Raw genomic sequence first — 22,644 nt, forward strand, 5'->3', positions numbered from 1 at the left:
GCGTGTGGGTGATGGCGCCCGGCGTGGCCTCGGGGGCGCTGTCGCGTCGGCTTCGCACCACGCGGTAGGCCACCGCGTTGGCGGCGAGCGTGCCCAGGATGATGACGGCAATCCACGTCTTCTGTTTCATCAGGGTCTCGTTGCCGCGCCGTCAGCGCCGGGCGGCAGCCGCTCAAGGGGCCAGTAACCAGAACAGCGCTGTGCCCAGGGCCGCGCAGCCCGCGGCCAGGGCGATTCCCCACGGAAATCCTTGGGCGCTCGTGTCGAGCGGCACCTCCACGGCGCCATGCGCCCGCGTTGCCGCGGAGGTGCTGCTCAGCTCTCGCTCGGGCTCGGCGCTGGGGGGGGGCGTCCGGCCCGTGGCGGAGTTGCTGCCATGGGAGGTGCTGGAGGCGGGCAGCGCGGTGGGCGGCTGGCCCGTGATGCTGGGGGGAAACAGCTCGGCGACGAGCGCCGCCATCTCATGCGTTCCAGACGCCCACTGCTGGGCGGCGCGGAAGCGCTCCAGGTCGTCGCGCAGCTCCCGGGCGCTCTGGTATCGCGCGGAGGGAGCCTTCTGCAGCAGCCGGAGGATGATGCGCTCCAGCTCCGCGGGGAAGTCGGGCGTCCCCTCGGACGGCGGCGGCACGTTCGCCTGGGACGCGGCCATGATGGTGGCCTCCAGCGTGTCGCGCTTGAACAGGCGGCGCCCGGTGGCGGCCTCGTAGAGCACGATGCCCAGCGAATACAGGTCGGAGCGGTGGTCCAGCTCCTGGCTGGTGATCTGCTCCGGGGACATGTACGGGTACTTGCCCTTCACCACCCCGGCGACGGTGCGCTCCGCGTTGACGGCGCTCTTCACGATGCCGAAGTCCGCCAGCTTGATGATGCCGTCGCGCGACACCAGCACGTTGCCCGGCGTGACGTCGCGGTGCACCAGCATGAGGGGCGTTCCATCCGGCAGCGTCTTCGCGTGCGCGTACGCGAGCGCGTCCGCCACCGCGAGCCCCACGTCCACCGCCACGCGAGTCCCTACCACCCGGCCGCTCCGGAGGGCCTGCCGCAGCAGCCGGTCCAACGAGTGGCCCTGAATCCACTCCATGGCCAGGTAGTACTGGCCGTCCACCCGCCCGAAGTCGAAGACCTGCACGATGTTCGGGTGCGTCAGCAGCGCGGCGACCTTCGCCTCGTCCGCGAACATGCGGCTGAACGACTCCAGGCTGGCGTACTCCGGCAGGACGCGCTTGATGACGCAGGACTTGGAGAACCCGTCGGGGCCGTCGATGGAGGCCAGATAGAGCTGGGCCATCCCACCGGTCGCCAGCTGCTGGACAAGCCGGTACTTACCGAAAGAGCTGTCCTCGTTGTCCAACGTCGTCCCCAGGTATTTGCTGGAAAACGAGGAAGATATTGTCAGTGCCCCTACCCCACAAGTTTCCAGCCAGGTGGCAACTCTGTTGCAACCGCGGGGCTGGAGGCGGCGTGGGCTCAGCGGCGCTTGGGCCGGGACTTCTTGGCGGCTGTCTTCTTCCGGCGGGGCTTGCGCGGCGGCTTCGTCACCTCGGCGAAGCGCGCGCCGGCGATGCCGGCATGCTCCAGGGCCTCCTTGATGCCCTCGGACACGATGAGGCTCACCGGCCAGCCCCAGGTGCGGAACACCCGGGCGCCGTTCGTCTTCGTGGGATCGACCCGGAGTCCGCGGACGTTGCGGTAGTGCCCCACGCGCTCGGGGAGTCCGTCCTCGGCGGTGTAGTGGATGACCTCCTCGCAGGCCCGGTCGTCGATGCAGCGCACCAGCCGGGTGGCGACGAGGATGAAGTGGGGCTCGTCGCGGTCCTCCACCTCCACGGGCAGCAACTGCACGTCATCGGGGGCCAGCTCCCGGAAGACAGAGGCCACCCGCGCGGAGACGACGGGGGTGAGCCCCGCGCCCGCGAGCGAGAAGTCCAGCGGCAGTCCGGGCGGCGTCACCGCCAGGCGCAGCTTGCCCACGCTCCGCACCCGGGCGCCGGAGGTGAAGAGCCAGACGGAGTCCAGCTTCCGGCGGACATCCACCGCCACCGGGTCGCTCAGCTCGGGCCGGCCGGGGATGCGGAAGTCGTCGTGGAGGTCGAAGTAGCGCGCCAGCCGGGTGGTGCGTGGCGGTGAGCGGCGCGCGGCCGGCTTCTTCGTCCGGGGCCGCCCGTCAGCGGCCACGTCTGAGAGGAGCATCTGCCGGGGGGCACCCGGCGTGGGGCCGGGGCCGCTTATCGGGGAGCGTCGCGTCAGGACGCGGAGCGCCTCGGTGAGCCGCCTGAACATTCGCCAATGTTACTTCCCTTGCCCGCGGTATGGGGGAGGAAGAAGCGGCGGACCGGGCTCCCTGCCGCCTTCCTGCCCGCCCGCGGTCCCGCGGCTACCAGGTGGTGTGCAGCGAGTAGCTCGCGGCCCGGGTGTCCAGGCTGAGGAAGGAGAACTGCCCCTCCGAGCACGTGCCGCTGTTGAGGAACAGCTTGCTGCCGTGCTCCACCCGCAGGCCCAGGTGGGTGTGGCCGGTGACGACGACGTCCGCGTGATGCGCGTTGGCCCGCGCCATGGCCCAGCGCTGGAAGGTGCACCGCGCCGGGTCCGGCAGCGCGTTGGTGATTTTCAAGTCCAGCGCCTGGAACCAGCGGAACATCGCCCGCATCCGCATCCGCCGCAGCCACGCCCCGGCCCACACCGCCGCCTCCGACAGCAGGCGCGCCTTGCGAATCATCCAGTCGTGGTGGTGTCCGTGGGTGAACAGCATCCGCACGCCGTCCGCCTCCAGAATCATCTGGTCGGGCGCCCCCAGCACGGTGCCCGCCACCAGGTCGTGGTTGCCGTGGATGTAGTGGTAGCGCGGCAGCTCGAAGCGCCGGACGATTTCCGGGTGCGCCGCGCGGGCCGCCAGCAGCTCGGCCACCTTCCGCCCTGGCGTGCGCGGGGTGAGCGTTTCGAAGATGTCCCCGAGCAGCACGATGCGCTCGAAGTTGCCTTCCAAGAAACGGAGGAACCGCAGGAAGCCGGAGTCGTCGTGCCCGAAGTGGTCGGCGGCATCACGCCGCCCGAGATGTAGGTCCGAAATCACCGCGATCCGCATGCGCTCTCCCAAAGTGCCCCGGAAAGGTAGGGACTGCGTGCGGCGGCGGAATGGTCGGTGCGCGAAAATCTCGCTGCAACCGGATGCCATTCGTGTGTCGCCACGATGCACCTTTCCTCTTGGCCCGGCATCACTGGCGCCAGATCCGGGGCTCCCGCCACCCTGCGCACGACCGGCGCATTCGTCCATGAGACCTGTGTGCTTTGTGTCGCCGCGCGGATGAACCGTGATTCGGCACCGGACATCCGCGGGTCCGCACCTCGCGCTTCCGCACATTGACTTGAATTCGTGTCCATTGGACACTAACTATGTGTCTTGAAGACACGAAGAGGGGCGGAGGGCCCATGGTCATCGGCTACATGAAGGCGGCACCGACGACGTACGTGATGCAGTTCGAGGCGGGAAAGGTGGTCCGGGAGGGGGCGGGGCTCTCGTTCTTCTACTGGAAGCCGTCGGCGACGCTGGTGTCGGTGCCGCTGTCCAGCGCGGACGTGCCCTTCGTCTTCAACGAAGTCACACGGGACTTCCAGGCGGTGACGCTGCAAGGGCAGCTCACGTGGCGCGTCACCGACCCGCGCCGGCTTGCATCGTTGCTGGACTACTCCTTGGGCCCCACGGGGCGCTACCACTCGGACGACCCGGAGAAGCTCGAGGAGCGGCTGGTGCAGGTTGCGCAGGTGCGGGCGCGCTCGGTGGTGCAGGGGCTGACGCTGCGCGAGGTGCTGGTGCGCTCGGACGCCATCGAGCAGCAGGTGCTCGCGGCCCTGGCCGTGGCGGAGCCGGTGAAGGCGCTGGGGGTGGAGGTCATGGCCTTCTCGCTGCTGTCGGTGAAGCCGGCGCCGGAGATGGCGCGGGCGCTGGAGGCCGAGGCGCGCGAGGCGCTGCAACGCAACGCGGATGAAGCCATCTACGCGCGCCGCAACGCCGCGGTGGAGCAGGAGCGGCGCATCAAGGAGAGCGAGCTGGCCACGGAGTTGGCGGTGGAGGCGCGGCAGCGGCAGATTCGCGAGGCGAAGATGGCCGCGGACATCGCCGTGGAGGAGCAGCGCGCCGAGTTGATGACGCGCTGGAGCGACAACGAGCGGCAGGCCGCGGATGCCCGCGCGTACGCGCTGGAGAAGACGCTGGCCCCCGTGCGCGGGGTGGACTGGAAGACGCTGATGGCCACGTCGGCCAGTGGCGGGGACCCGGCGCTCAACATCGCCCTGGCCTTCCGGGAGATGGCGGAGAACGCGCAGCGCATCGGCGAGCTGAACGTGTCGCCGGACCTCCTGCACTCGCTGGTGGGCGCGGCGGGCCGCGAGCGCTGAGGCCGGGGAGGGGACCATGTACGAGAAAATCGTGCTCGTCACCCGCCGCACGCGCATGGCGGGCCTGGTGGAGCGCTTCAACACCAAGAAGCAGGCGAAGTTCTACGTGGAGCACGCGGGGCAGGACTTCGATGAGTTCACCCGCGAGGACGAAACCTACCGGTGCAACGTGGACTCGCTGCGGGAGTCGCTGTCCTTCGGGCTGCCGGTGCAGCAGGTGGACCGGAGCGTGGTGCCCACCTTCCTCTTCACCGGCAAGGAGGTGGTGGTCGTCGCGGGGCAGGACGGGCTGGTGGCGAACGTGGCGAAGTACGTGGGGGAGCAGCCGCTGGTGGGCGTGAATCCGGACCCGGAGCGCTTCGACGGCGTGCTGTTGCCCCATTCGGTTTCGGGGGCGCGCGGGGCGGTGCGGCGCGTGTTGGAGGGCAAGGCGGCCTTCAAGCGCGTGACGTTGGCGGAGGCGCGGCTGGATGACGGGCAGCGGCTGCTGGCCTTCAATGACTTGTTCATCGGGGCGCGCTCCCACGTGTCCGCGCGCTACCGGCTGCGCACCGGGGACCAGGAGGAGTCCCAGTCCTCCAGCGGCGTGGTGGTGTCCACGGGTGCGGGCGCCACCGGGTGGCTGTCCTCCATCTTCAACCTGGCGCGAGGCGTGACGGCCCACGCGGGTGGGGTGCCGTGCGCGCCCGTGCGCCTGGGCTGGGAGGACCCGCAGCTGATTTTCGTGGTGCGCGAACCCTTCGCCAGCCGTCACTCGGGCGCCAGTCTGGTGATGGGCGACGTGACGGAGGAGCGCGAGCTGGTGCTGGAGTCGCGAATGGCGTCGGAGGGCGTCATCTTCAGCGACGGCGTGGAGGAGGACTTCCTCCGCTTCGGCGCGGGTGCCACCGCTCGCATCCGCCCCGCGCGGCAGCGCGCCATGTTGGTGGCGGGCTGACGGCGCGCCCCCGCGCGGAAGCGCGGTCCGCGCGAGGCTCGTGTCCTGGCCGTCAGGGCGTGACGGTGACCTCCACCACGGGGCACGGCACTTCCGCCGGGCGGAATCCGCCATTCGGAGCGGGCACCGGTTCGCCTTCCCGGGCGACGTCCATCAGCGGGCCCCGGAACGCGATGCGGTACGTTCCCGGCGCCTGCAAGTCATAGAAGCGAGCGATGTCCACCCTGCCTTCGACGGACGTGCCGGGGGAGAGGGCGACGTAGCTGTCGGCCGTGGGCGGCCCGCGCTTCGCCATGGGCCCCCGGTACTCGAGCGAGTCACCGTCACGGGACACGTCGAAGATTTTGTTGCGTACGCCCTCCAGCGGCGTGTGCCAGCCGAGCACGCGCAGGGATTGCACCGTGGGATTGCTGAGCTCGAACACCAGCTCCACGGGTTCGCCCGCGCGCACCCGCGCCGGGCCGCTCAGCGTGCACGTCAAGGTCGTTGCCATGGCCGGGGTCTCCTGAGCCGCTTCAGCGGATGGCGCGGCGTCCTGCCGCGCCGCGCACGCGCTGCCCAGCATTCCCAGGGACAGCGCCGCGATGCCCCACCGCCTACCGGAAGAGTTGAACATGGGCCCACGATAACGCGCCCGGAACGCGCGCAGCCCGGTGTTCTGCGTGACGAAGCCGTGGCCGTCCTCCGCGGCGCAATCCCTGCGCACGGAAGCGGTGTGCCGCCACATCACGACGGGTGGGCATAGGTGACGAGCAGCATCACCACGCCCACCACCTTCAGGGCTATCAGCAGGCCCATGTTGAGCACCACTTCGTCGAAAAAGTTCTCATCGGGGAACATCATGACGGCGCTCCTTCCGCCTCGCGTGTATCGCGAGACAGAAAGACATTGAGCAAGGCCTGGGCCAACGCGCGTCCTCGCACGGCGGAGACGTGCTTCCCGCGTCCATCCCTCTGGGAGCGCCGGCGCTTTCGCCCAAGTGAAATCACGTGGTGACGCACGCGGTCAGCCGCGTCCGTCCGCGCGTGGGATTCACGCGTGCGGTGCTGGCACCCGTACGAAGCGTATCGGAGCGCCGTGCGGGCCCCCTAGGATGCGGGCCATGCGAACGCTCATCTCCTCCCTTGTCTGCTTGCTGATGGCGGCGTGTGCCCATGCGCCGGCCTCCGCTCCCGAATCCGCGCCGCCCGCCGAGGCCCCCGCGGCCACGCCGCCCGCTGAAGCCCCCGCGACACCCACGCCCGCCGCGGGGCTGCCCCACATGGAGCCGCCCGCCGCGCCGATGCCCGGCTGGATGCAGGTACGCAAGGCGGACGCGTTGTCGCGAGAAGAGAAGTTCGCGGAAGCGCTGGCGCTCTATGAAGAGGCCCTGGACGCGGGGAATCGGGACCCGAACGCCGCGTACTCCGCGGCGTGTTCGGCGGCCCGGCTCGGACGGAAGGACGTCGCGCTGCGCAGGTTGTCCCAATCCGTGGAGTTGGGCTTCCGGGACGTGGGGTGGTTGATGCAGGACTCGGACCTGGAGCCGCTGCGCGAGGAGCCGGTGTACCTCGCGCAGGTGGAGCGCATCACCACGCTCCCGGACCCCCATCCCACCTCGAGTTCAGAGCTGAAGACGCTCTTCGTGGAGGACCAGAGTGACCGTCAGAGGCCGCTCGATGGGGTGGACGCGTGGAAGCGGGTCGCCGAGCGGGATGCGCAGCGGCGCGAGCGCGTGAAGGCCCTGCTGGCCGAAGGCGCGTTGAAGGAAGGCGCGGACTTCCTGTCCGCGGGGTTCATCTTCCAGCACGGCAACACGCCGGAGGACTACGCCATGGCAAGGCAGATGGGCGCGGAGGCCGCGAAGCGGGGCCACCCCCGCGGCCTGTGGCTGGCCGCGGCGGCCTGGGACCGCTGGCTGATGAACGCCAACCTTCCGCAGCGCTTCGGCACCCAGTACCGCTTCAACCCGGAATCGAAGGAGATGACGCTCCACCCGGTGGACCCCAACGTCACGGACGAGGAGCGCGCGCGCTGGGGCTTCCCGCCGCTCGCGGAGATTCCGACCGTCCTGCAGCGCTAGCCGCGGCGGTGCTCCGGGGCACTGGGGCCCGGAGCCACCTCGCGTGCCCCTCCGCCCGCTACTTCGCGGCGGAGGCCGGCGCGCCACCTTCCTGCGCCAGCGCGCGCACCAACTCGAGCGCGCGCCGTACGTGCTCGCCGACGCGAATCTGCGACTCGAAGCTGTCGCGGACGATGCCCGAACGGTCCACCACGAAGGTCACCCGTCCGGGCAGCAGGCCCAGGAACGACGAGGACACGCCGAAGGCCTCACGCGCCTCGCCGCGCGCGTCGCTGAGCAGCTTGAAGGGCAGCCGGTGCTTCGCCGCGAAGCCCTCGTGCGAGCCCACCGAATCACCGCTGATGCCCACCACCTCCGCGCCCGCGGCGACGAAGTCCTCGTACTGGTCCCTCAGTCCACAGGCCTGCGCCGTGCAACCGGGCGAGTCGTCCTTCGGATAGAAGTAGACGACCAATACCTTCTGACCCACCAGGTCTCGCAGCCGCACCGATTGCCCACCTGCGCCGGTGAGGGTGATGTCCGGTACCGCATCGCCTTGCTTCAGCAGCTTCGTCTTGGCCATGACGTCCTCGCGTCGCCCCGGAGTCTGGCCGGTGCGTTCAACGCCGGGCTCATCCCATCTGGCCCGCCGCATCCCCACAAGTAATCCGCCGTGCTGAAACGGGCGTCAAAGACGACCTCTGGATGCCTGCTTGCCTCTCGAGCGGTTGATACGGCGCCTAATGATGGGCGTCCTTCGCGACGCACCCTGGAAGTTGCCAGCGCATCTCATAAAGTGTGGGGAAGCGGTGTCGCTCCCCCGTCCGGCAGGCGACAGCCCTGTGCGCGGCCGGACCCGAAATTTCGGGCACCATCGCTGTGGTCGTCTTAGCTTTCGAGGCGGGAAGAGGCAGCTTAGGTCAGAGGTCAGGGCGGAAACTTTCGCCGGAGTTGCGCGCCGCACGGTTCAGGCGTAGGACGCAGCTTCGGGGGGTTGGTCAGGAGCGGACATGGTCGGCCTCGTCGTCGCAGCGCACGGACGTCTGGCGGAGGAGCTGGTCTCCACCGCGGAGCAGATCGTGGGAGAGCTTCCCGCGGTGGCAGCCTGTAACATCGAGCCTGGGACTCCTGTCGAGGACATCCGGGCGAAGATGAAGCAAGCAATCGCCCGCGTGGATGAGGGTGCGGGTGTCATCATCCTGGCCGACCTCTTCGGAGGTACGCCCTGTAAGGAGTCGCTGATGATGTGTCAGCGAATGAATGTGGAGGTCCTTGCTGGCGTCAACCTGCCCATGCTGCTGAAGGCGAACTCGCTCCGTTCGGAGCAGTTGTCGCTACCGGAGATGGCCAACCAGCTGGCTTCCCACGGCCAGCGCAACATCACCTGCGCATCCGCCCTGCTTCGCGAGGCACAGCAGCCGCGAACTTGACGGACCCGCGCGGGTCGGCGATTCGAGACTGCCGTGATCACCCTGGTCCGCGTCGACAACCGCCTCATCCATGGTCAGGTCGTCGAGGCCTGGCTCCCGTTCCTCAAAGTCTCCCGGGTGGTCGTGGCGGATGACGAGGCGGCTTCCAGCCCTCTCATCCGCGCCGCCATGGCCCTGGCCGTCCAGAGCGCCATCGAGGTGCAGATTCTGCCCCTGTCCCAGGTGGACTTCGCCGCCCTGTCCAAGGACGGTGTGCGCACCCTGGTGTTGCTGAGGGATGTCGCCTCGGTGCCCTTCGCGCATGCGCACGGGCTGGCCATGGATGAGCTGAATCTGGGCAACGTCCACTTCGGCACCGGCCGCAGGCAGGTCTCCCCGTCCGTCTTCCTGGCAGAGGCCGAGCTGACGACGCTCCAGCAGTTGGCCGACCAGGGCGTCCGGGTGGCGGCCCGCGCGGTGCCCGCCGAGAAGCCCGTGGACCTGCCGGACCTCCGCGAGCGGTGGGCGAAGGCCGGGTGAGCGCGTGAGCGTCGTCTGGACCCAGGTGGCGCTTGCGGGACTGTGGGGCGGACTGGTGGCATTGGAACGCAAGGCGTTCCTCCAGGCCATGATGTCCCGGCCCCTGGTCGCCGCCACGGTCATGGGCGCACTGCTTGATGACGTGGCATCGGGTCTGGCCATTGGCATGCTCCTGGAGCTGTTCTTCCTGGGCACCGCCAACCTGGGGGCCGCGCTGCCGGAGAACGACACCCTGGCGGCCACCGGCACCAGCGCCGCCGCGGCCACGTTGTCCGCGGCCACGGGCGCGGGCTCCACGCCGGCCATCTGGTCGCTCGCCGTGCTGCTCTTCATCGGCCTGGGACGCGTGGGCCGCAAGGGTGACCGGCTGCTGGAGGGCTACACGGCGCGGCTGGCCCGGGTGGCGCTGGCCTCCGCGGAGGCGGGGAACATCACCCGCGCCATGCGGCAGAACCTGTGGGGCATGTGGCCCCACTTCGCCGTGTACGGCTCGCTCACCGCGCTCTGCGCGCTGCTGGGCTTCTTCATCGAACCGCTGCTCCAGGCGCTGCCCCCCGTGGTGGTGCGCGGGCTGGCGTGGGCCTGGCCGGCCATGGCGTCCGTGGCGGCGGCCATCGCGGCGCAGGGCAGCCACGCGCGGCGCGCGCCGCTCTTCGCGGGGCTGGGCGCGGCGGTGGTGACGGCGTCGGTCGTGTGCGTCATCCTCCTGGAGGGCCGATGAGCGCGCCCCCGGCCGCGCTGCCCTTCGGCGTGCTGCTGCGCGTCTTCCTTCGCTCGCTCTTCCTCCAAGCCTCGTGGAACCCCAAGGGCATGCAGAACCTGGGGCTGGCCTACGCCGTCTATCCCGCGCTGGAGGCGCTGTACCCACAGGGGCCCGCGCGCGAGGAGGCGGTGCGCCGGCATCTCGTCTTCTTCAACACGCACCCCTACGTCGCGGCGGCGATTGTCGGCGGCGTCATCAACCACGAGGAGCGCATTGCCCGGGGGGAGGAGACGCCGGACAAGGTGGTGGCCTTCAAGGCCGCGCTCATGGGGCCCCTGGCCGCGCTGGGGGACGGCTTCTTCTGGCTGTCCCTCAAGCCCGCGACGGGGGCGGTGAGCGCCGCGCTGGTTCCGCTGCTGGGCGTGTGGGCGGTGCCGCTGTTCCTGGTGCTCTACAATCTGGTGCACCTGCTGCTGCGGGTGCGCCTGTACTGGCTGGGCCTGACGCTGGGCGACAGGCTGGTGGAAGCAGTGGCTCGCGCCAACCTCCCCGCGCGGGGGGCCCGGCTGCGGGCGGTGGCGGCGGCGAGCGCGGGCGGTGTGGCCGCCTGGCTCGCGGTGTCATTCGGGGCCAACGCGGGTGGGCTGTATGCGCCCCTGCTGGCGGCCGGATGCCTGGCCCTGGGGGTGGCGTCCTACGTGCTGGTCAGCCGTCGGGTGCCGAACTACGTGGTGCTCTATGTCGCGGCGGGCCTGGCCTGCGTGGCGGGAGCATTCCTCTAAGGAGAGTGGGAGTCGCGATGGCAAGCGTGGTCGAAGGGACATACGAGATCATCAACGCGCTGGGGCTGCACGCCCGGGCCGCGGCGCAGATGGTCAAGGTGGCCAACCGGTTCAAGAGCGAGGTCACCATCGAAGCCCAGGGACAGCGGGCCAATGCCAAATCCATCATGGGCGTGCTGATGCTCGCCGCCGCCCAGGGCACCCAGGTGAAGCTCACCTGCAAGGGCGACGACGCGGATGCCTGTCTCCAGGAGCTGGCGAAGCTCATTGGTGACCGTTTCGGCGAGGCGCAGTGAAGGGTTGGTCGGAAAACGCGGTAGACGAACAGGATTGGAAGGAACCGTGAGCAGCCAGGCCACCCCCACTCTGAGGTTGTTGGGCATCGGCGCCTCTCCCGGCGTGGCGGTGGGGCACGCCTTCATCCTGGACCGCAAACGCATCCGCACACCCAAGCTGCGGCTGGCGGAGGCGGAGGTCGAGCCCGAGCGGATGCGGATGAAGACAGCCATTGACCTGTCCGACCGCCAGCTCGCCGAGCTGAAAGAACAGATTACGCGCACCGAGGGCAGCGACCACGCCCTCATCCTCGAGGCGCACCGGTTGATGCTCCACGACCCCATGCTCGTGGACGAGGTGAACCGGCTCATCATCGAGGACCGCATCAACGCCGAGTGGGCCGTCCGGCGCGTGGCGCGCAAAATCAAGCACCTGTTCGACAACATCCCCGACGAGTACTTCCGCGAGCGCCGCTCGGACGTGGACTACGTCGCGGACCGAATCATCCGCAACCTGATGGGGCAGGTGGTGGATGAGGAAGTGGAAGTCCCCGCGGAGGCCATCGTCGTCGCGCATGACTTGTCTCCGGCGGACGCGGCGCTGATGGCGCGCAGCGGCCGGGTGGGCGGCTTCGTGACGGACCTGGGCGGCCAGACGAGCCACACCGCCATTGTCGCCCGCGCGCGGGAGACGCCCGCGGTGGTGGGCGCCGGGCGGGCCAGCGAACAGATTTCGCCGGGCGACCTGGTGGCCATGGATGGCATCCGGGGCGTGGTGCTGGTGAACCCCTCGGACGAGCAGCTCGCCGTCTTCCGCGAGGAGCAGCGCCGCTACCAGGAGAGCGAGCGGCTGGCCCTGGCGACCAAGGACCTGCCCGCCGTCAGCACCGACGGCTTCCAGATTCGCCTCAACGGCAACATCGAATTCCTGGAGGAAATCCCCTCGCTGCTGGCGCACGGCGCGGAGGGCATTGGCCTGTACCGCACCGAGTTCATGTTCCTGGACCGGAAGACGGCGCCCACCGAGGAGGAGCACTACCGCGCCTACCGCCAGGTGTTGGAGGCCATGGGCGGGCGCCCCGTCACCATCCGCACGTTGGATTTGGGCGGCGACAAGGTGCCGGGCAAGACGAAGCACGAGAAGGAACCCAATCCGGCCATGGGCCTGCGGGCCATCCGGTACTGCCTGTCCAACCGGGAGCTGTTCCGCACGCAGTTGCGCGCCCTGTTGCGCGCCAGCGTGCACGGCAACTTGCGGCTGATGTTCCCCCTCATCTGCGGGGTGAGTGAGCTGCGTGAGGCCCGCAGCGAGCTGGAGGCCTGCCGCACGGAGCTGGGCCGCGCGGGTGTCCCCGTGGGCAAGCGCTTCCCCGTGGGCATCATGGTGGAGACGCCCAGCGCGGCCACCATCGCCGACCGGCTGGCCCAGGAGGCGGACTTCTTCTCGGTGGGGACCAACGACCTCATCCAGTACTCGCTGGCCATCGACCGCCAGAACCGTGAGGTCGCCTACCTCTACCGGCCTCTCCACCTGTCCGTGCTCCGGCAACTGCGCGGCATCATCGACGCGGGCCGGGCGGCCAACATCCCCGTGTCCATGTGTGGGGAAATGGCGGGAGATCCGCTCTACACGCTGGTGCTGCTGGCGCTGGGCTTCGACGAGCTGTCCATGACGTCGGGGCAGATTCCGGTGGTGAAGCGCTTCCTGCGCCGGGTGAGCCGCGTGGACGCCATGGAGTTGCTGCAGAACGCCATGGAGCTGACCACGGCGGAGGAAATCGAGCGCTACGTGCGCACGGAGATGGACCGCCGCTTCAGTGAGACGATGGAGCCGGGCGCGCCGGGAGTCGGCAACGCGGAGCCCGCGGACCACGAGCCCTCCGAGCATGGGGCTTCGCCCTCGGGGCGGAACACGGCCTGACCCCGCGCCCGTGAGGGCGGGGCGGACGGCGGTGGCTTGCCAACATGGCTACCGGACCCGAAGGGGATTCCGGATGCGAGCCGTCGTGTGCAACTTGCCGGGACGAGCACAGGGGCTCGCCCCAGGAGCAAGCATGTTCAATCCCGCCAACATCCAGATGGGTATGACCGCGAGAGACCGGGACGGTGAGAAGGTGGGCACCATCATCGCCGCGGACGCGGCGGGTTTCTTTATCGGCAGGGGGCGCCTCTTCATGCGCGACTGCCGGCTGTCCTTCTCGGATGTGGCGGACATCGACGGGGAGGACGTCTACCTGCGTGAGGAGTTGTCTCACCTGCCGGACCTCAAGCCGGAGGCCCTGGCACCCGCGCGGCGGACCTCCACCACGGCGGGCCTGCCGCTCCAGCACGATTTGACGGGCGGACTGGGTTGGGCGGACGACGACACCGACGAAGAGGCCCAGGTATCGTCTCCGGCGCGGGAGTCCTCCGGCATGCAGCAGTGGGCCAGCGGGGAGGGAGAAGCGGCGCCTCGTCGCGAGGCGCCTTCCGCGGATGCGCGGCGGTACACGCGCCACTGAGCGCCCCCGCCGCGGTGTTGCTCACCAGCTCGACTTGATGACGCCGGGAATCTCTCCCCGGAGCGCCTTCTCACGGAACGCGATGCGAGACAGGCCGAAGCGCCTCAGATTGCCCCGAGGCCTTCCCGTCAGCGCGCAGCGGTTCGTCACGCGGTTGGGGTTCGAGTCGCGGGGCAGTGACGCCAGCGCGTCCTGCGCCGCGCGCCTTTCTTCATAGGACAGGGTGCGGTCGCGGATGCGCGCCTTCAGCGCCGCGCGGCGCTTCGCGTACTTCGCGACCAGGGCCTTGCGCTGCGCATTGCGCGCGACCTTGCTCTTCTTCGCCATGGCTGTGTCTTTCTTGCTCAGGGGGGCGGGGGACGGACGACGTTCAGGTGGGACGGCGGCGCCGGGGATTCGTCCGCGTCGTCCGCCCCGACGTCGACGAGCAGCGGGGGCGCGAACTCACGGCCATGAAGCCGGTGCCGCGCTGCGGCCCGAAGGCGGAGCGGCCGGGTGGGGCGTCCATCGCGGCGGCGCATCAGAGCTTCACTCCCTCCGCGAGCAGCTCCCGCACCACGCGGTCGATGCCGCGCTGGTTGATGATGCGGATGCCGTGCGTGCTCACCCGCAGCTTCACGAAGCGGTTCATGCTGGGCACCCAGAAGCGGTGCCACTGGAGGTTCGGCAGCGAGCGCCGCTTGTGCCGGTTGTTGGCGTGGGAGACGGTGTTGCCGACGAGCGGCCGTTTCCCGGTGACCTGACAGACCTTCGACATGGTGGGGTCCTCTAGAGTGCTTCGATGGAGAGAAAGAGCCGCCGCCGGCCACTGCTGGCGATGGCGGGGGAGCGGTGCACGGCGCCGTTGCCCTGATTGCCGGGCCAGGACTCGCCCTTGAGGAGCGCCACGTCGAAGCGCTCCAGCGCGTGGACGGGCGCGCCGGGCCGCGTGACGTCACCCGAGGCGCCCAATGCGCCGCGCGCGACGTGCGCGTTCTCCAGCCATTCGGTGGCCGGCCCCGCGTAGGTGCAGAGCAGCCGGACGCCTACGCGGTCCACGTGGAAGCGCGGGCACATGTCGCTGGCCAGGATGTGAAGGCGTACGCCCAGCTCCGCCGCGCCGAACAGGTCCGCGTAGAGGTGCAGCAGGAAGTGCACGTCCGTGAGCCAGGCCTCGAACGGGGGCCCCTGGGGCAGCCCATCCAACCGGCGCCGCAAATCTGGCGCGTCGCCCCGTACGCGGGCGATGACGTCCAGCTCGCGGGTGGCCGCCACGTCGCTGAGCCAGTGCGCCAGCGGCGTGTCCAGGCCCCGGCGCCACACGCAGAGGTTGAGGTCCTCGCGGTAGATGCCCGCGAGCGCCTCGGGCGTCCATACGAAGGCATGGGCGGGCGGAGCGAGGGCGCGGAGGGCAGGCTGCATCAGGCGTGCTCCTCGTCCTCGTCGGGTGCGTCCGTCCGCTGCACCTGCCATTCGGGGAATGGGTCTTCCAGCCGCGCCCAGTGTTGGGGTCCGCGCGCCAGCTCCTCTGGCGTGAGCAGACAGGCCTCCAGCAGCCGGGCCATCTCCTCGTGGTCCGCGTCCTGGGTGATGAAGACGATTTCCTGCCGCCGGTCGCCGTGTGGGCCCACGCACTCGCGCTCGATGTCGGCGCGCGCCTGCGCATCCTCCGGCCACTCGGCGCGGGGCATCGCGTCCCACCACACGCCGCCGGGCTCGAAGCTGCAGGCGCCGCCCGCCTGGGCCCAGACACCCGCGATGTCCATCCGCGTGGCGAGCCAGAAGAAGCCCTTGGAGCGCAGCACGCCCTTCCAGCTCTCGTGGATGAAGTCCCACAGCCGCGCGGGGTGGAAGGGCACGCGGCCGCGGAAGACGAAGCTGCGGATGCCGTAGGTCTCCGTCTCCGGGGTGTGTTCGCCCCGCAGCTCCTTGAGCCAGCCCGGGGCGCGCCGTGCGCGTTCGAAGTCGAAGCGGCCCGTGTTGAGCACGGCGGAGGGTGGCACGCGGCCCCGTTCGGAGGTAACGAGGTGCGCGTCCGGGTTGAGCTTGCGCAGGATGTCCTTCAGCCGGGCCAGCTCCTCCGCCGGGACGAGGTCCGTCTTGTTGAGGACGAGCACGTCCGCGAACTCCACCTGCTCCACCAGCAGGTCCACCACGGTGCGCTCGTCCTCGTCCGCCGCGGCCAGTCCGCGCGTGGCGAGGTCATCTGCGGCGCTCCAGTCCCGCAGGAAGTTGAGGGCGTCCACCACCGTGACGAGCGTGTCCAGCCGCGCGACGTCCGACAGTCCTTGGCCCTGCTCGTCCGTGAAGGTGAACGTCTCCGCGACGGGCAGCGGTTCGGAGATGCCGGTGGATTCGATGAGCAGGTAGTCGAAGCGGCCTTCCCGGGCGAGCCGGGAGACCTCCAGCAGCAGGTCCTCGCGCAGCGTGCAGCAGATGCAGCCGTTGGACAGCTCCACCAGCTTCTCGTCCACGCGGCTCAGCGCGCCGCCGCCCGTCTTCACCAGCCGGCCGTCGATGTTCACCTCGCTCATGTCGTTGACGATGACCGCCACCCGCAGGCCCTCCCGGTTCTGGAGGATGTGGTTGAGCAGCGTCGTCTTGCCCGCCCCCAGGAAGCCGGAGAGCACCGTCACCGGCAGCCGGGCCGTGGCCGCGGGCGCCGTCATGGCTTGCCCTCCACGAACAGCACATGCTTGCGCACGCGCGGGTCGTACTTCCTGAGCTGGAGCTTCTCCTGCGACTTCCGCTTGTTCTTCGTCGTTGTGTAGACGTAGCCAGTCCCCGCCGACGACACGAGATGGATGATGGTGCGGTTTCCCTTGGGCATGGTGGGCTCCAGCCTCGCGGACATGACAGGGCACGGCGCGGCGATGCGCTGCCGCGGAGTCACGTCGGGACGGCGGTGTTGATGTGTTGGGTGCTGTTGTATCTGAGTTGCGTTTGTGGCGCAAGCAACTGCGCGGGCTGGACGTCCGGGGAGCGCGCGCTGCTAAGCCTCGGCGTCTTCGTCCACGTCCGGGGCGCGAGTCGCGCTGCGCCGCTTCCGGTAACGCCTGATGGCGCGCTCCAGGGGACGCAGGCCCGCCAGGCACAGCAGGGCAATGGTCATGGTGGTGACGGCGGCGAAGTAGAAGCCCAGGCCGGCGGCCAGGCCCACGGACGCGGTGAGCCAGAGGTTGGCCGCCGTCGTCAGGCCCTTCACCTGGCCGTTGTGGCGCAGGATGACGCCCGCGCCCAGGAAGCCGATGCCCACCACCACCTGGCTGGCGATGCGGCTGATGTCACCCCGGGTACCCTCTGGGGTGTCAGGGCCCAACGCCACTTCGATGAAGACGCTGGCCAGCGTGAAGCAGCACGCGCCCAGGGAGACGAGGATGTGGGTGCGCAGCCCGGCCGCCTGGCCGCGCACCTCACGCTCCAGGCCCAGCACGCCCCCCAGCAGGGCGGCCAGGGCCAATCTCAGCGCGACAATCTGCTCATCCACGAACGGGGAGCCTACTCACCCAGCTCGATTTTCTCGTCCTTGTCCGCTTCGCTCAGTTCGGGATTGGGCAAGGTGGCCAGCGTGGCCGTCAGCAGCTTGCTGGATGGCACCACGTAGGGCGCCACTTCTTCACCCAGCTCCTGGACGTACTGACCCACGCGCTGCTCGTAGTCCTCGTCCTTGGAGTTCCAGCTCCCGGCGGCGTCGGCGGACCAGACCTCTTCACCGTCGCGGCAGCGCACCAGCTTCGCGCTCACCGCGGCCTCCGCGCCGCTGCCCCGGAGCTGAATCTGGGGAGACAGCCAGAGCACGCCCTCCAGCCCCTCCACGCACAGCGTCTTGAACGTGGCGTCCGTGGGCACGTCGGGCAGCGCCGCGCTCTCCTTCACCAGGAAGTCGCGGTTCTGGTTCACCCACTGGCGGGCGATGAGGCTCCACAGCTCGCCCACGGCGACCTTGCCGTCGGGCAGCGGCTGCGTCACCACCACCAGTCGCTTCACCTGGTGCTTGTCCACCGTGTCGTAGTCACTGCGCAGCCGCTGATTCTTCACCGCGGAGCATCCGGACAGCAGGCCCAGCCCGAGCACGGGCAACAGTCGCTTCATCATGATGTCCCTCTCCCGGCCCCCTTCCGCGGGAAGGGGGCCTCCTTCAGGTGCATGCCCGGGCCAGACGGCTCAGGCCGCCTTCGGCTCGGAGTCCTTGCCACCGCCAGTCGAGCCGCCCTCACCGGAGGACGCGCCCGACTCGCGCTGACGCCGGTCGTACATGAGCTGCATCACCGCGGCCAGCACCGTGAAGGACACCACCAGCGTGGTGATGAGGCCAATGCACGCTACCAGACCCATGGAGCGCAGGCCGTTGTGGGCCGCGGCCAGCAGCGCCGCGAAGGCCACCACGGCAGTGAGCGTGGAGGACGCGACGGCCGCGCCCACGCTGCGCAGGGCCACCAGGGGGGATGTGCCCTCCAGGAAGCGATGGAGCAGGTAGAGGCCGTGACTCACCCCGAAGCCCAGGAGGATGGGCAGGATGATGATGTTCATGAAGTTCAGGCGCAGCCCCGTCAGCGCCATGATGCCCAGCATCATCGCCACGCCCACGCCGAGCGGAATCACGGACGCCAGCGCCAGCTTCACGTTGCGGAAGTCCAGGAAGTGCATGGCCAGAATCCAGATCGCGGTGAGCACCACGGTGACCTTGCCGTCCCAGAGGACGATGCGCGCCAGCCGCGCGTAGAGCTGCGTGGCGCCCGCGGCGCGGAACTCCTTCTCCACCGTGGGGGCCTTGGGGTCCCACGCGTCCTGGTCGAACTTGCCCGGCGTGTACGCGGCCTTGATGACCTTCGTCTCGTCGGAGAACTTCAGCATCTTCTGGCCGTCCATCAGGTCCACGCTCGCGTAGATGTACGTGAGGTAGCCGTGGTTCTCCGGCTTCGCGGAGGGCAGGTTGCGGAACTGCGCGGTGTAGTTGGCCGGGACGCCGTGGACGTCGAAGGGCTTGGCGTCCAGCACCTTCTTGAAGAAGTCCGCGTTGGCCTGCATCTCCGGCGGCAGCGCGGCGACGGAGAAGCCCTCGTCCTCCAACTGCTGCATCTCCGCCTTCCACTCCTCCAGCACCTTGGCGTTGGCCGCGGCCGTCTCCGCCGGGGGCACGAAGGTGAAGATGCTCACCACCTGGTCGATGGAGGGGTACTTGTGCGCGTTCTGCGTCAGCTCCCGGTACACACCTTCGGCCTCGTCCAGGTCCTTGGTGTAGATGGCCATCGGGTCGCTGGAGATGTTGAAGCGCTCGTTGATTTCGTCCTGGAGCAGCACGGACGACATGCCGTCGGGGATGAGCGCGCGGGTGTTGTAGTTGAAGCTCACGCCGTACTTGAGGCGCTCGAAGAAGCCCAGCTCCACGCCCTTGGGCGGCTCCTCCGAACCGGCCCAGGGCACCGCGGCGGCGCAGATGAGCGCGACGATGGCCGTGCTGATGCCCAGCACCATCTTCGGCTTGGGGATGCGCAGCTCCTTGCCGGTGGTGGCGGAGTTGGTGGGCGGCGGCTTCATCACGCCGATGAGCTTCTGGGGCAGCTCCGGGTTGATGCGGCCGGCCAGCGCCAGGATGGCCGCGCTCCAGCAGAACAGCGTCAGGCCCAGGATGAGCGTGCCCATGCCGGCCAGGAAGCCGAACTGGCTGAAGCCGCGGAACTCGCTGACCATCAGCACGAAGAAGGAGCCCGCCGTCACCACCGCGGCCACCGCGGCCGGACGGCCCGCGTTCATCACCGCGTCCCGGATGGCCACGTCGTACGGCTTGCCCGCGCCCAACTCCAGCCGCGTGCGGAAGACGAAGTGGATGCCGTAGTCGATGCCGAAGCCGAGCAGGATGCCGCCCAGGATGGACGTAATCATGTTCAGCTCGCCCACCGTCGCGTAGGTGAACCCGAGCGTATAAATCGTGCCCACCACCGTGCCGATGACGACCAGGAAGGTCGGCGCCAGCTTGCGGAAGAAGATGATGGTGATGAGGAAGATGGAGCCCAGGGCGATGAGCGTCACCGGCTCCAGCGACTCTTCAATCGCGAAGGAGTCATCCACCGTCGTCTTGTAGGAACCGGTGAAGCCGTAGGCGATGGTCTTCCCATCACCCATCAGCTTGTAGTCCTCCACCAGCTTCACCTTGCCCGGCTGCGCGGAGTACGCGTCAATCTGGCCCTTGAGCCGCTCGAGATAGTCCTTCGTCTTGCCGATTTCGGTGTTGTCCCACATCGGCTTGACGAGCAGCATCAACATCTTCTTGTCGTTGGAGATGTTGTAGTCGTCGCGGATGCTCTTCTTGCCAATGGAAGAGTACTTGTCGACCAGGTCCTGCATGTCGAGCTCGACGGGCTTGGAGCCGCCCAGGTCGATGAAGAACGGGTTGCTGCGCTTCAGCTTGTCGCGCAGGAACGCCATGATGCGGCGCTTGCCCTCGACCAGGTCCTCCGTCTTCACGAAGAGGACCATGTTCTGCTGGATGAACTCGACGGGCAGCTTGTAGGAGACGTTGCGGACGTTCTCCTTGTCGTCCTGCATGATTTTCGCGAGATCGTCGGCGGTGCGCTTGAGCGCGGCCTCGTCCTCCGAGCGCAGGGCGACCATGAGGAAGCCGCTGCCGCCCACCATGTCGATGACCTGCTTGACGTCCTTCACCTCTTCCAGGTCCTGGGAGATGAGGTCGAGCTGGTTGGAGTTGATGTGAAGCTTCGACGTCCCCCACAGCGACACGGCCAGCAGGGCCAGCATCACCAGGAGGACCGCCCCGGGCCTGCGGACCAGCAGTCCGGCAAAGGCGTGGGCGAAACGGGAGTGGGAGTTCGGATTTCTATCGCCGCTCATGCGGCGGCGACCCTACTGGCAAACGCCCTGACCCGAAAGGCAAAGCCCGGCCGCCCGGTCGCTGCCCTGCCACGGACGCCCGCGTCATGGCGGGGCGCCCCAGAGCCCGCCCTCAGTGGGCGGGCGGCGCGGAGACCCGCAGCACGTCGTTTTCCGGTTCCTTGGGAGGTAAAAGGAACGAGCGCGGGTGCTTCACCAGGTGCGAGAGCACGGCGCGCAGGAAGGGCAGGGCCTCGCGGGCCGGGACGTCGCGGGCGCGGACGGCCACCCCCAGCGCCAGCGAGAAGGACACCCCGAAGTTGATGAGGCCGGTGAAGGCCATGCCCGCCAGCGCGGCCAGGAACTCCGGCTGGAGCACCGCGCCGGGCCCCATCGCCGTGCCCGCCAGGGAAATCAAGCCGAGCACGAAGGTGACGTGGCGCACGTCCAGCCCCAGCCCGAAGAAGCCGCCCACCAACGGTCCCAGGACCAGCAGGAAGCCCAGTGTCACGTTGGCCCCCAGGCCAGATGCCGCGTGCTGGAAGGTATCCGCCAGGCGCCGGGCGCGGGCCTCCCCCAGAAGCCGCCGCAGCACGCGGTGGTGGGCCAGCGCCTCGGGCAGCCGCCGGTACACCACGAAGTTCTCCAGCCAACCGCCCGCCACGCTGCTCATCCACAGAAAAACGCCCGTGATGGCGGCGAATATCAACGTGCCGCTCTTCCACGGATGCAGCGAGGCCAACGTGGCCTGGGCCTTGGCCGGGCTCATGAAGGTGTGGCCGGTGATGAACTCGTACCCCAGCGCGAACACGATGGCCGTCGGGGCCACCACGCCCAGGTTGCCCATGAAGGCCGCCAACTGGGAACGGGTGATTCGCGGGATGAGCTCCACCAGGCTCGCCAGCCGCTGCCCCCGGGCACCTTCCCCCACCGCGCCCGCCAGCGTGGCCGCCGTCACGGACGGCTGCTTGGTGGCCAGGGTGAAGCCCAGCGCTTGGATGAGGAGGAAGGCCAGGGCGTAGTTGAGGCCCACGGCCAGGAAGGAGAAGAAGGGCGCCAGCATCAGGCCCGACAGGAACGTCTTGGTGACCACCGCGATCGCCGTCACCAGCCCGCCGCCCGCCGCGGAGTGCACCATCGCGTGGAAGCCCTCGCGAGTGCTGGTGATGTAGTGCTCGCCGGAGTGCCCCGCGCGTTCGATGATTTTGCGCGCCAGCATCCGCATGTTGCGCTTCACCAGCTCCACCACGGAGCGGTCCGCGTGCGCGCGCCGCAGCAGGTCCGACACCAGCGTCATGGCCTCGCGCCAGCGCGCTTCGCCTCGAGGGGCCCCCAGCACTCGGGCAATGGCCTCCATGCGCTCCAGGCCCCGGCGGATGCGCTCCAGCCGGTACACCAGGTCCACGCTGACGCCCGAGTCCTCCAGGTGGCGTGACACGCTGGCCACCACCTGGCGGCAGTCGGCCACGCATTGCGATAAATCCCGCAGCGTGTCCGCCGCCGCGTCGCGCGCCAGGACCGCGTCACAGACCAGCCGCATCCGCAGGAAGGGCGAGGCGCGGAAGGACGTCTCCGGGCTGCGGTCGCGCACGTCCTCGGCGATGCCCAGGGCCGCCACCTGCACCGCCAGCAGCAGCAGCGCGTCCATCAAATCCGCGCGCACGCGGGCGGCGGGCATGGGCTCTGGCGACGCGGGTTCGCCGACCAGCGCCGCGAGCTGCGCGAGCCGTGCGGGGGACAGCCGTGCCAGCCAATCCGCGTCGTCCGGGTTCGGGCACAGGCGCAGCAGCAGCTCCGACAGCTTGCCGCGCTCCGGAGGGGCGGGCAGCAGCGAACGGGCGAGCCGGTCCGACGCCTCCGCGAAGAAGCCCTGTCCGGCGGGCAGCCCTACCTGGGCGAAGAGCTTGAGGCCCCGGCTGCCCTCGAACACGGCGGCCACCAGCCGCGTGAGGGCGGCGCGCATGGCGGGCTCGCCTTCGAGCACGCGCACCATCAGGGCCAGCCGGCTGTCGGCGGCGGAGACCTCGGGTTCGGAGGCGTCCACCAGCGCGTGGGCGGGGATGCGCTCGCGCAGCCACTGCATCCAGCGCTCCACCCATTGGAGCCGGTCCTCCAGGCCGCCCTCGGGCACGTCGCACAGCAGCCGGTACAAATCCCGCACGGCGGAGTGGCCCGGCGCCCGGGGCGCGTACTGCATGCAGAACGCGTCCACTTCGCGGGCGGAGGGTTGCTGCCTGGGGGCGGGGGACGGCACGGG

The 22,644-nt window shown here is 69.4% G+C and carries 24 protein-coding genes; 10 read left to right on the plus strand and 14 right to left on the minus strand.

Annotated features, from left to right (window positions below):
- Window positions 1–172: 172 nt before the first annotated feature.
- The 3 genes from FMQ63_RS32965 to FMQ63_RS32975 form a co-directional block, all read right to left on the minus strand.
- Window positions 173–1,351, minus strand: a complete 1,179-nt coding sequence (locus FMQ63_RS32965) for a serine/threonine-protein kinase (protein ID WP_011556475.1) — start codon at window positions 1,349–1,351, stop codon at window positions 173–175.
- A 116-nt stretch (window positions 1,352–1,467) separates the two neighbouring features.
- The gene (locus tag FMQ63_RS32970; protein ID WP_011556474.1) at window positions 1,468–2,190 is read right to left on the minus strand and encodes a DUF1629 domain-containing protein; all 723 of its coding nucleotides are present in this window, start codon (window positions 2,188–2,190) and stop codon (window positions 1,468–1,470) included.
- A gap of 184 nt (window positions 2,191–2,374) precedes the next feature.
- Complete coding sequence (locus FMQ63_RS32975; protein ID WP_020478179.1) at window positions 2,375–3,082, minus strand: UDP-2,3-diacylglucosamine diphosphatase; 708 nt, start codon at window positions 3,080–3,082, stop codon at window positions 2,375–2,377.
- A gap of 344 nt (window positions 3,083–3,426) precedes the next feature.
- Here FMQ63_RS32975 and FMQ63_RS32980 point away from each other — a divergent pair, with 344 nt between their 5' ends.
- Both FMQ63_RS32980 and FMQ63_RS32985 read left to right on the plus strand, forming a co-directional pair.
- Window positions 3,427–4,392, plus strand: a complete 966-nt coding sequence (locus tag FMQ63_RS32980) for an SPFH domain-containing protein (protein ID WP_171452334.1) — start codon at window positions 3,427–3,429, stop codon at window positions 4,390–4,392.
- A 16-nt stretch (window positions 4,393–4,408) separates the two neighbouring features.
- On the plus strand, window positions 4,409–5,329 hold the full coding sequence (locus FMQ63_RS32985) for an NAD+ kinase (RefSeq protein WP_141276884.1): 921 nt from the start codon (window positions 4,409–4,411) through the stop codon (window positions 5,327–5,329).
- Between the two features lie 52 nt (window positions 5,330–5,381).
- Here FMQ63_RS32985 and FMQ63_RS32990 read toward each other — a convergent pair whose 3' ends face one another.
- On the minus strand, window positions 5,382–5,822 hold the full coding sequence (locus FMQ63_RS32990; RefSeq protein WP_225909561.1) for a protease: 441 nt from the start codon (window positions 5,820–5,822) through the stop codon (window positions 5,382–5,384).
- Window positions 5,823–6,431: 609 nt separating this feature from the next.
- Between FMQ63_RS32990 and FMQ63_RS32995 the strand changes: the two genes are divergently transcribed.
- Complete coding sequence (locus tag FMQ63_RS32995; protein WP_225909560.1) at window positions 6,432–7,391, plus strand: hypothetical protein; 960 nt, start codon at window positions 6,432–6,434, stop codon at window positions 7,389–7,391.
- A 58-nt stretch (window positions 7,392–7,449) separates the two neighbouring features.
- Here FMQ63_RS32995 and FMQ63_RS33000 read toward each other — a convergent pair whose 3' ends face one another.
- Complete coding sequence (locus FMQ63_RS33000) at window positions 7,450–7,953, minus strand: peroxiredoxin (protein WP_011556466.1); 504 nt, start codon at window positions 7,951–7,953, stop codon at window positions 7,450–7,452.
- A gap of 427 nt (window positions 7,954–8,380) precedes the next feature.
- On the opposite strand from FMQ63_RS33000, the gene FMQ63_RS33005 reads away from it, so the two are divergent.
- The 7 genes from FMQ63_RS33005 (at window position 8,381) to FMQ63_RS33035 (ending at window position 13,580) form a co-directional block, all read left to right on the plus strand.
- Complete coding sequence (locus FMQ63_RS33005) at window positions 8,381–8,800, plus strand: PTS sugar transporter subunit IIA (protein ID WP_011556465.1); 420 nt, start codon at window positions 8,381–8,383, stop codon at window positions 8,798–8,800.
- Window positions 8,801–8,833: 33 nt separating this feature from the next.
- On the plus strand, window positions 8,834–9,319 hold the full coding sequence (locus FMQ63_RS33010; RefSeq protein WP_011556464.1) for a PTS sugar transporter subunit IIB: 486 nt from the start codon (window positions 8,834–8,836) through the stop codon (window positions 9,317–9,319).
- A gap of 4 nt (window positions 9,320–9,323) precedes the next feature.
- Entirely contained in the window at window positions 9,324–10,040 is a 717-nt protein-coding gene (locus FMQ63_RS33015) for a PTS sugar transporter subunit IIC (RefSeq protein WP_011556463.1), read from the plus strand.
- Window positions 10,037–10,804 carry a PTS system mannose/fructose/sorbose family transporter subunit IID gene (locus FMQ63_RS33020; protein WP_011556462.1) on the plus strand — a complete coding sequence of 256 codons (768 nt, stop codon included), beginning with the start codon at window positions 10,037–10,039 and terminating at the stop codon, window positions 10,802–10,804. Before FMQ63_RS33015 ends, FMQ63_RS33020 begins: the two co-directional genes overlap by 4 nt.
- A 17-nt stretch (window positions 10,805–10,821) precedes the next feature.
- Window positions 10,822–11,100, plus strand: a complete 279-nt coding sequence (locus FMQ63_RS33025) for an HPr family phosphocarrier protein (protein ID WP_002633201.1) — start codon at window positions 10,822–10,824, stop codon at window positions 11,098–11,100.
- Window positions 11,101–11,146: 46 nt separating this feature from the next.
- Window positions 11,147–13,000 (plus strand): phosphoenolpyruvate--protein phosphotransferase, encoded by a 1,854-nt coding sequence (gene ptsP / locus FMQ63_RS33030; RefSeq protein WP_011556460.1) that lies wholly within the window; start codon window positions 11,147–11,149, stop codon window positions 12,998–13,000.
- A 133-nt stretch (window positions 13,001–13,133) separates the two neighbouring features.
- The gene (locus FMQ63_RS33035) at window positions 13,134–13,580 is read left to right on the plus strand and encodes a hypothetical protein (protein ID WP_225909559.1); all 447 of its coding nucleotides are present in this window, start codon (window positions 13,134–13,136) and stop codon (window positions 13,578–13,580) included.
- Window positions 13,581–13,601: 21 nt separating this feature from the next.
- On the opposite strand, the gene rpsN is transcribed toward FMQ63_RS33035, so the two are convergent.
- The 9 genes from rpsN to FMQ63_RS33080 form a co-directional block, all read right to left on the minus strand.
- Window positions 13,602–13,907 (minus strand): 30S ribosomal protein S14, encoded by a 306-nt coding sequence (rpsN, locus tag FMQ63_RS33040; protein WP_011556458.1) that lies wholly within the window; start codon window positions 13,905–13,907, stop codon window positions 13,602–13,604.
- A gap of 193 nt (window positions 13,908–14,100) precedes the next feature.
- Window positions 14,101–14,337 (minus strand): 50S ribosomal protein L28, encoded by a 237-nt coding sequence (rpmB, locus tag FMQ63_RS33045; RefSeq protein ID WP_011556457.1) that lies wholly within the window; start codon window positions 14,335–14,337, stop codon window positions 14,101–14,103.
- An 11-nt stretch (window positions 14,338–14,348) separates the two neighbouring features.
- Window positions 14,349–14,981, minus strand: coding sequence for a DUF1826 domain-containing protein (locus FMQ63_RS33050; RefSeq protein ID WP_020477996.1), 633 nt, complete (start codon window positions 14,979–14,981; stop codon window positions 14,349–14,351).
- Window positions 14,981–16,228: a zinc metallochaperone GTPase ZigA gene (gene zigA / locus FMQ63_RS33055; RefSeq protein WP_011556455.1), complete on the minus strand. Its 1,248-nt coding sequence runs from the start codon at window positions 16,226–16,228 to the stop codon at window positions 14,981–14,983. The genes FMQ63_RS33050 and zigA overlap by 1 nt, the downstream gene beginning before the upstream one ends.
- Window positions 16,225–16,389 (minus strand): 50S ribosomal protein L33, encoded by a 165-nt coding sequence (gene rpmG / locus FMQ63_RS33060; protein WP_011556454.1) that lies wholly within the window; start codon window positions 16,387–16,389, stop codon window positions 16,225–16,227. The genes zigA and rpmG overlap by 4 nt, the downstream gene beginning before the upstream one ends.
- Before the next feature lie 162 nt (window positions 16,390–16,551).
- Window positions 16,552–17,046, minus strand: coding sequence for an MgtC/SapB family protein (locus FMQ63_RS33065; protein ID WP_011556453.1), 495 nt, complete (start codon window positions 17,044–17,046; stop codon window positions 16,552–16,554).
- A gap of 11 nt (window positions 17,047–17,057) precedes the next feature.
- Complete coding sequence (locus FMQ63_RS33070) at window positions 17,058–17,654, minus strand: MXAN_6521/LA_1396 family lipoprotein (protein ID WP_011556452.1); 597 nt, start codon at window positions 17,652–17,654, stop codon at window positions 17,058–17,060.
- A 69-nt stretch (window positions 17,655–17,723) separates the two neighbouring features.
- Window positions 17,724–20,408, minus strand: a complete 2,685-nt coding sequence (locus tag FMQ63_RS33075) for an RND family transporter (protein WP_011556451.1) — start codon at window positions 20,406–20,408, stop codon at window positions 17,724–17,726.
- A 112-nt stretch (window positions 20,409–20,520) separates the two neighbouring features.
- The coding region (locus tag FMQ63_RS33080; protein WP_253764731.1) for a site-specific recombinase at window positions 20,521–22,644 on the minus strand (2,124 nt) is incomplete at its 5' end.

The organism is Myxococcus sp. CA005, assembly GCF_006518205.1.
Taxonomy (GTDB): domain Bacteria; phylum Myxococcota; class Myxococcia; order Myxococcales; family Myxococcaceae; genus Myxococcus; species Myxococcus xanthus.

What these genes read in the sequence shown, in the direction of transcription:
- FMQ63_RS32970 (WP_011556474.1), bottom strand. Translation starts at nt 2,190, where the DNA reads ATGCTCCTCTCAGACGTGGCCGCTGACGGGCGGCCCCGGACGAAGAAG.
- FMQ63_RS32975 (WP_020478179.1), bottom strand. Translation starts at nt 3,082, where the DNA reads ATGCGGATCGCGGTGATTTCGGACCTACATCTCGGGCGGCGTGATGCC.
- FMQ63_RS32980 (WP_171452334.1), top strand. Translation starts at nt 3,427, where the DNA reads ATGGTCATCGGCTACATGAAGGCGGCACCGACGACGTACGTGATGCAG.
- FMQ63_RS32985 (WP_141276884.1), top strand. Translation starts at nt 4,409, where the DNA reads ATGTACGAGAAAATCGTGCTCGTCACCCGCCGCACGCGCATGGCGGGC.
- FMQ63_RS32990 (WP_225909561.1), bottom strand. Translation starts at nt 5,822, where the DNA reads ATGGCAACGACCTTGACGTGCACGCTGAGCGGCCCGGCGCGGGTGCGC.
- FMQ63_RS32995 (WP_225909560.1), top strand. Translation starts at nt 6,432, where the DNA reads ATGCGAACGCTCATCTCCTCCCTTGTCTGCTTGCTGATGGCGGCGTGT.
- FMQ63_RS33000 (WP_011556466.1), bottom strand. Translation starts at nt 7,953, where the DNA reads ATGGCCAAGACGAAGCTGCTGAAGCAAGGCGATGCGGTACCGGACATC.
- FMQ63_RS33005 (WP_011556465.1), top strand. Translation starts at nt 8,381, where the DNA reads ATGGTCGGCCTCGTCGTCGCAGCGCACGGACGTCTGGCGGAGGAGCTG.
- FMQ63_RS33020 (WP_011556462.1), top strand. Translation starts at nt 10,037, where the DNA reads ATGAGCGCGCCCCCGGCCGCGCTGCCCTTCGGCGTGCTGCTGCGCGTC.
- FMQ63_RS33025 (WP_002633201.1), top strand. Translation starts at nt 10,822, where the DNA reads ATGGCAAGCGTGGTCGAAGGGACATACGAGATCATCAACGCGCTGGGG.
- FMQ63_RS33035 (WP_225909559.1), top strand. Translation starts at nt 13,134, where the DNA reads ATGTTCAATCCCGCCAACATCCAGATGGGTATGACCGCGAGAGACCGG.
- rpsN (WP_011556458.1), bottom strand. Translation starts at nt 13,907, where the DNA reads ATGGCGAAGAAGAGCAAGGTCGCGCGCAATGCGCAGCGCAAGGCCCTG.
- rpmB (WP_011556457.1), bottom strand. Translation starts at nt 14,337, where the DNA reads ATGTCGAAGGTCTGTCAGGTCACCGGGAAACGGCCGCTCGTCGGCAAC.
- FMQ63_RS33050 (WP_020477996.1), bottom strand. Translation starts at nt 14,981, where the DNA reads ATGCAGCCTGCCCTCCGCGCCCTCGCTCCGCCCGCCCATGCCTTCGTA.
- zigA (WP_011556455.1), bottom strand. Translation starts at nt 16,228, where the DNA reads ATGACGGCGCCCGCGGCCACGGCCCGGCTGCCGGTGACGGTGCTCTCC.
- rpmG (WP_011556454.1), bottom strand. Translation starts at nt 16,389, where the DNA reads ATGCCCAAGGGAAACCGCACCATCATCCATCTCGTGTCGTCGGCGGGG.
- FMQ63_RS33070 (WP_011556452.1), bottom strand. Translation starts at nt 17,654, where the DNA reads ATGATGAAGCGACTGTTGCCCGTGCTCGGGCTGGGCCTGCTGTCCGGA.
- FMQ63_RS33075 (WP_011556451.1), bottom strand. Translation starts at nt 20,408, where the DNA reads ATGAGCGGCGATAGAAATCCGAACTCCCACTCCCGTTTCGCCCACGCC.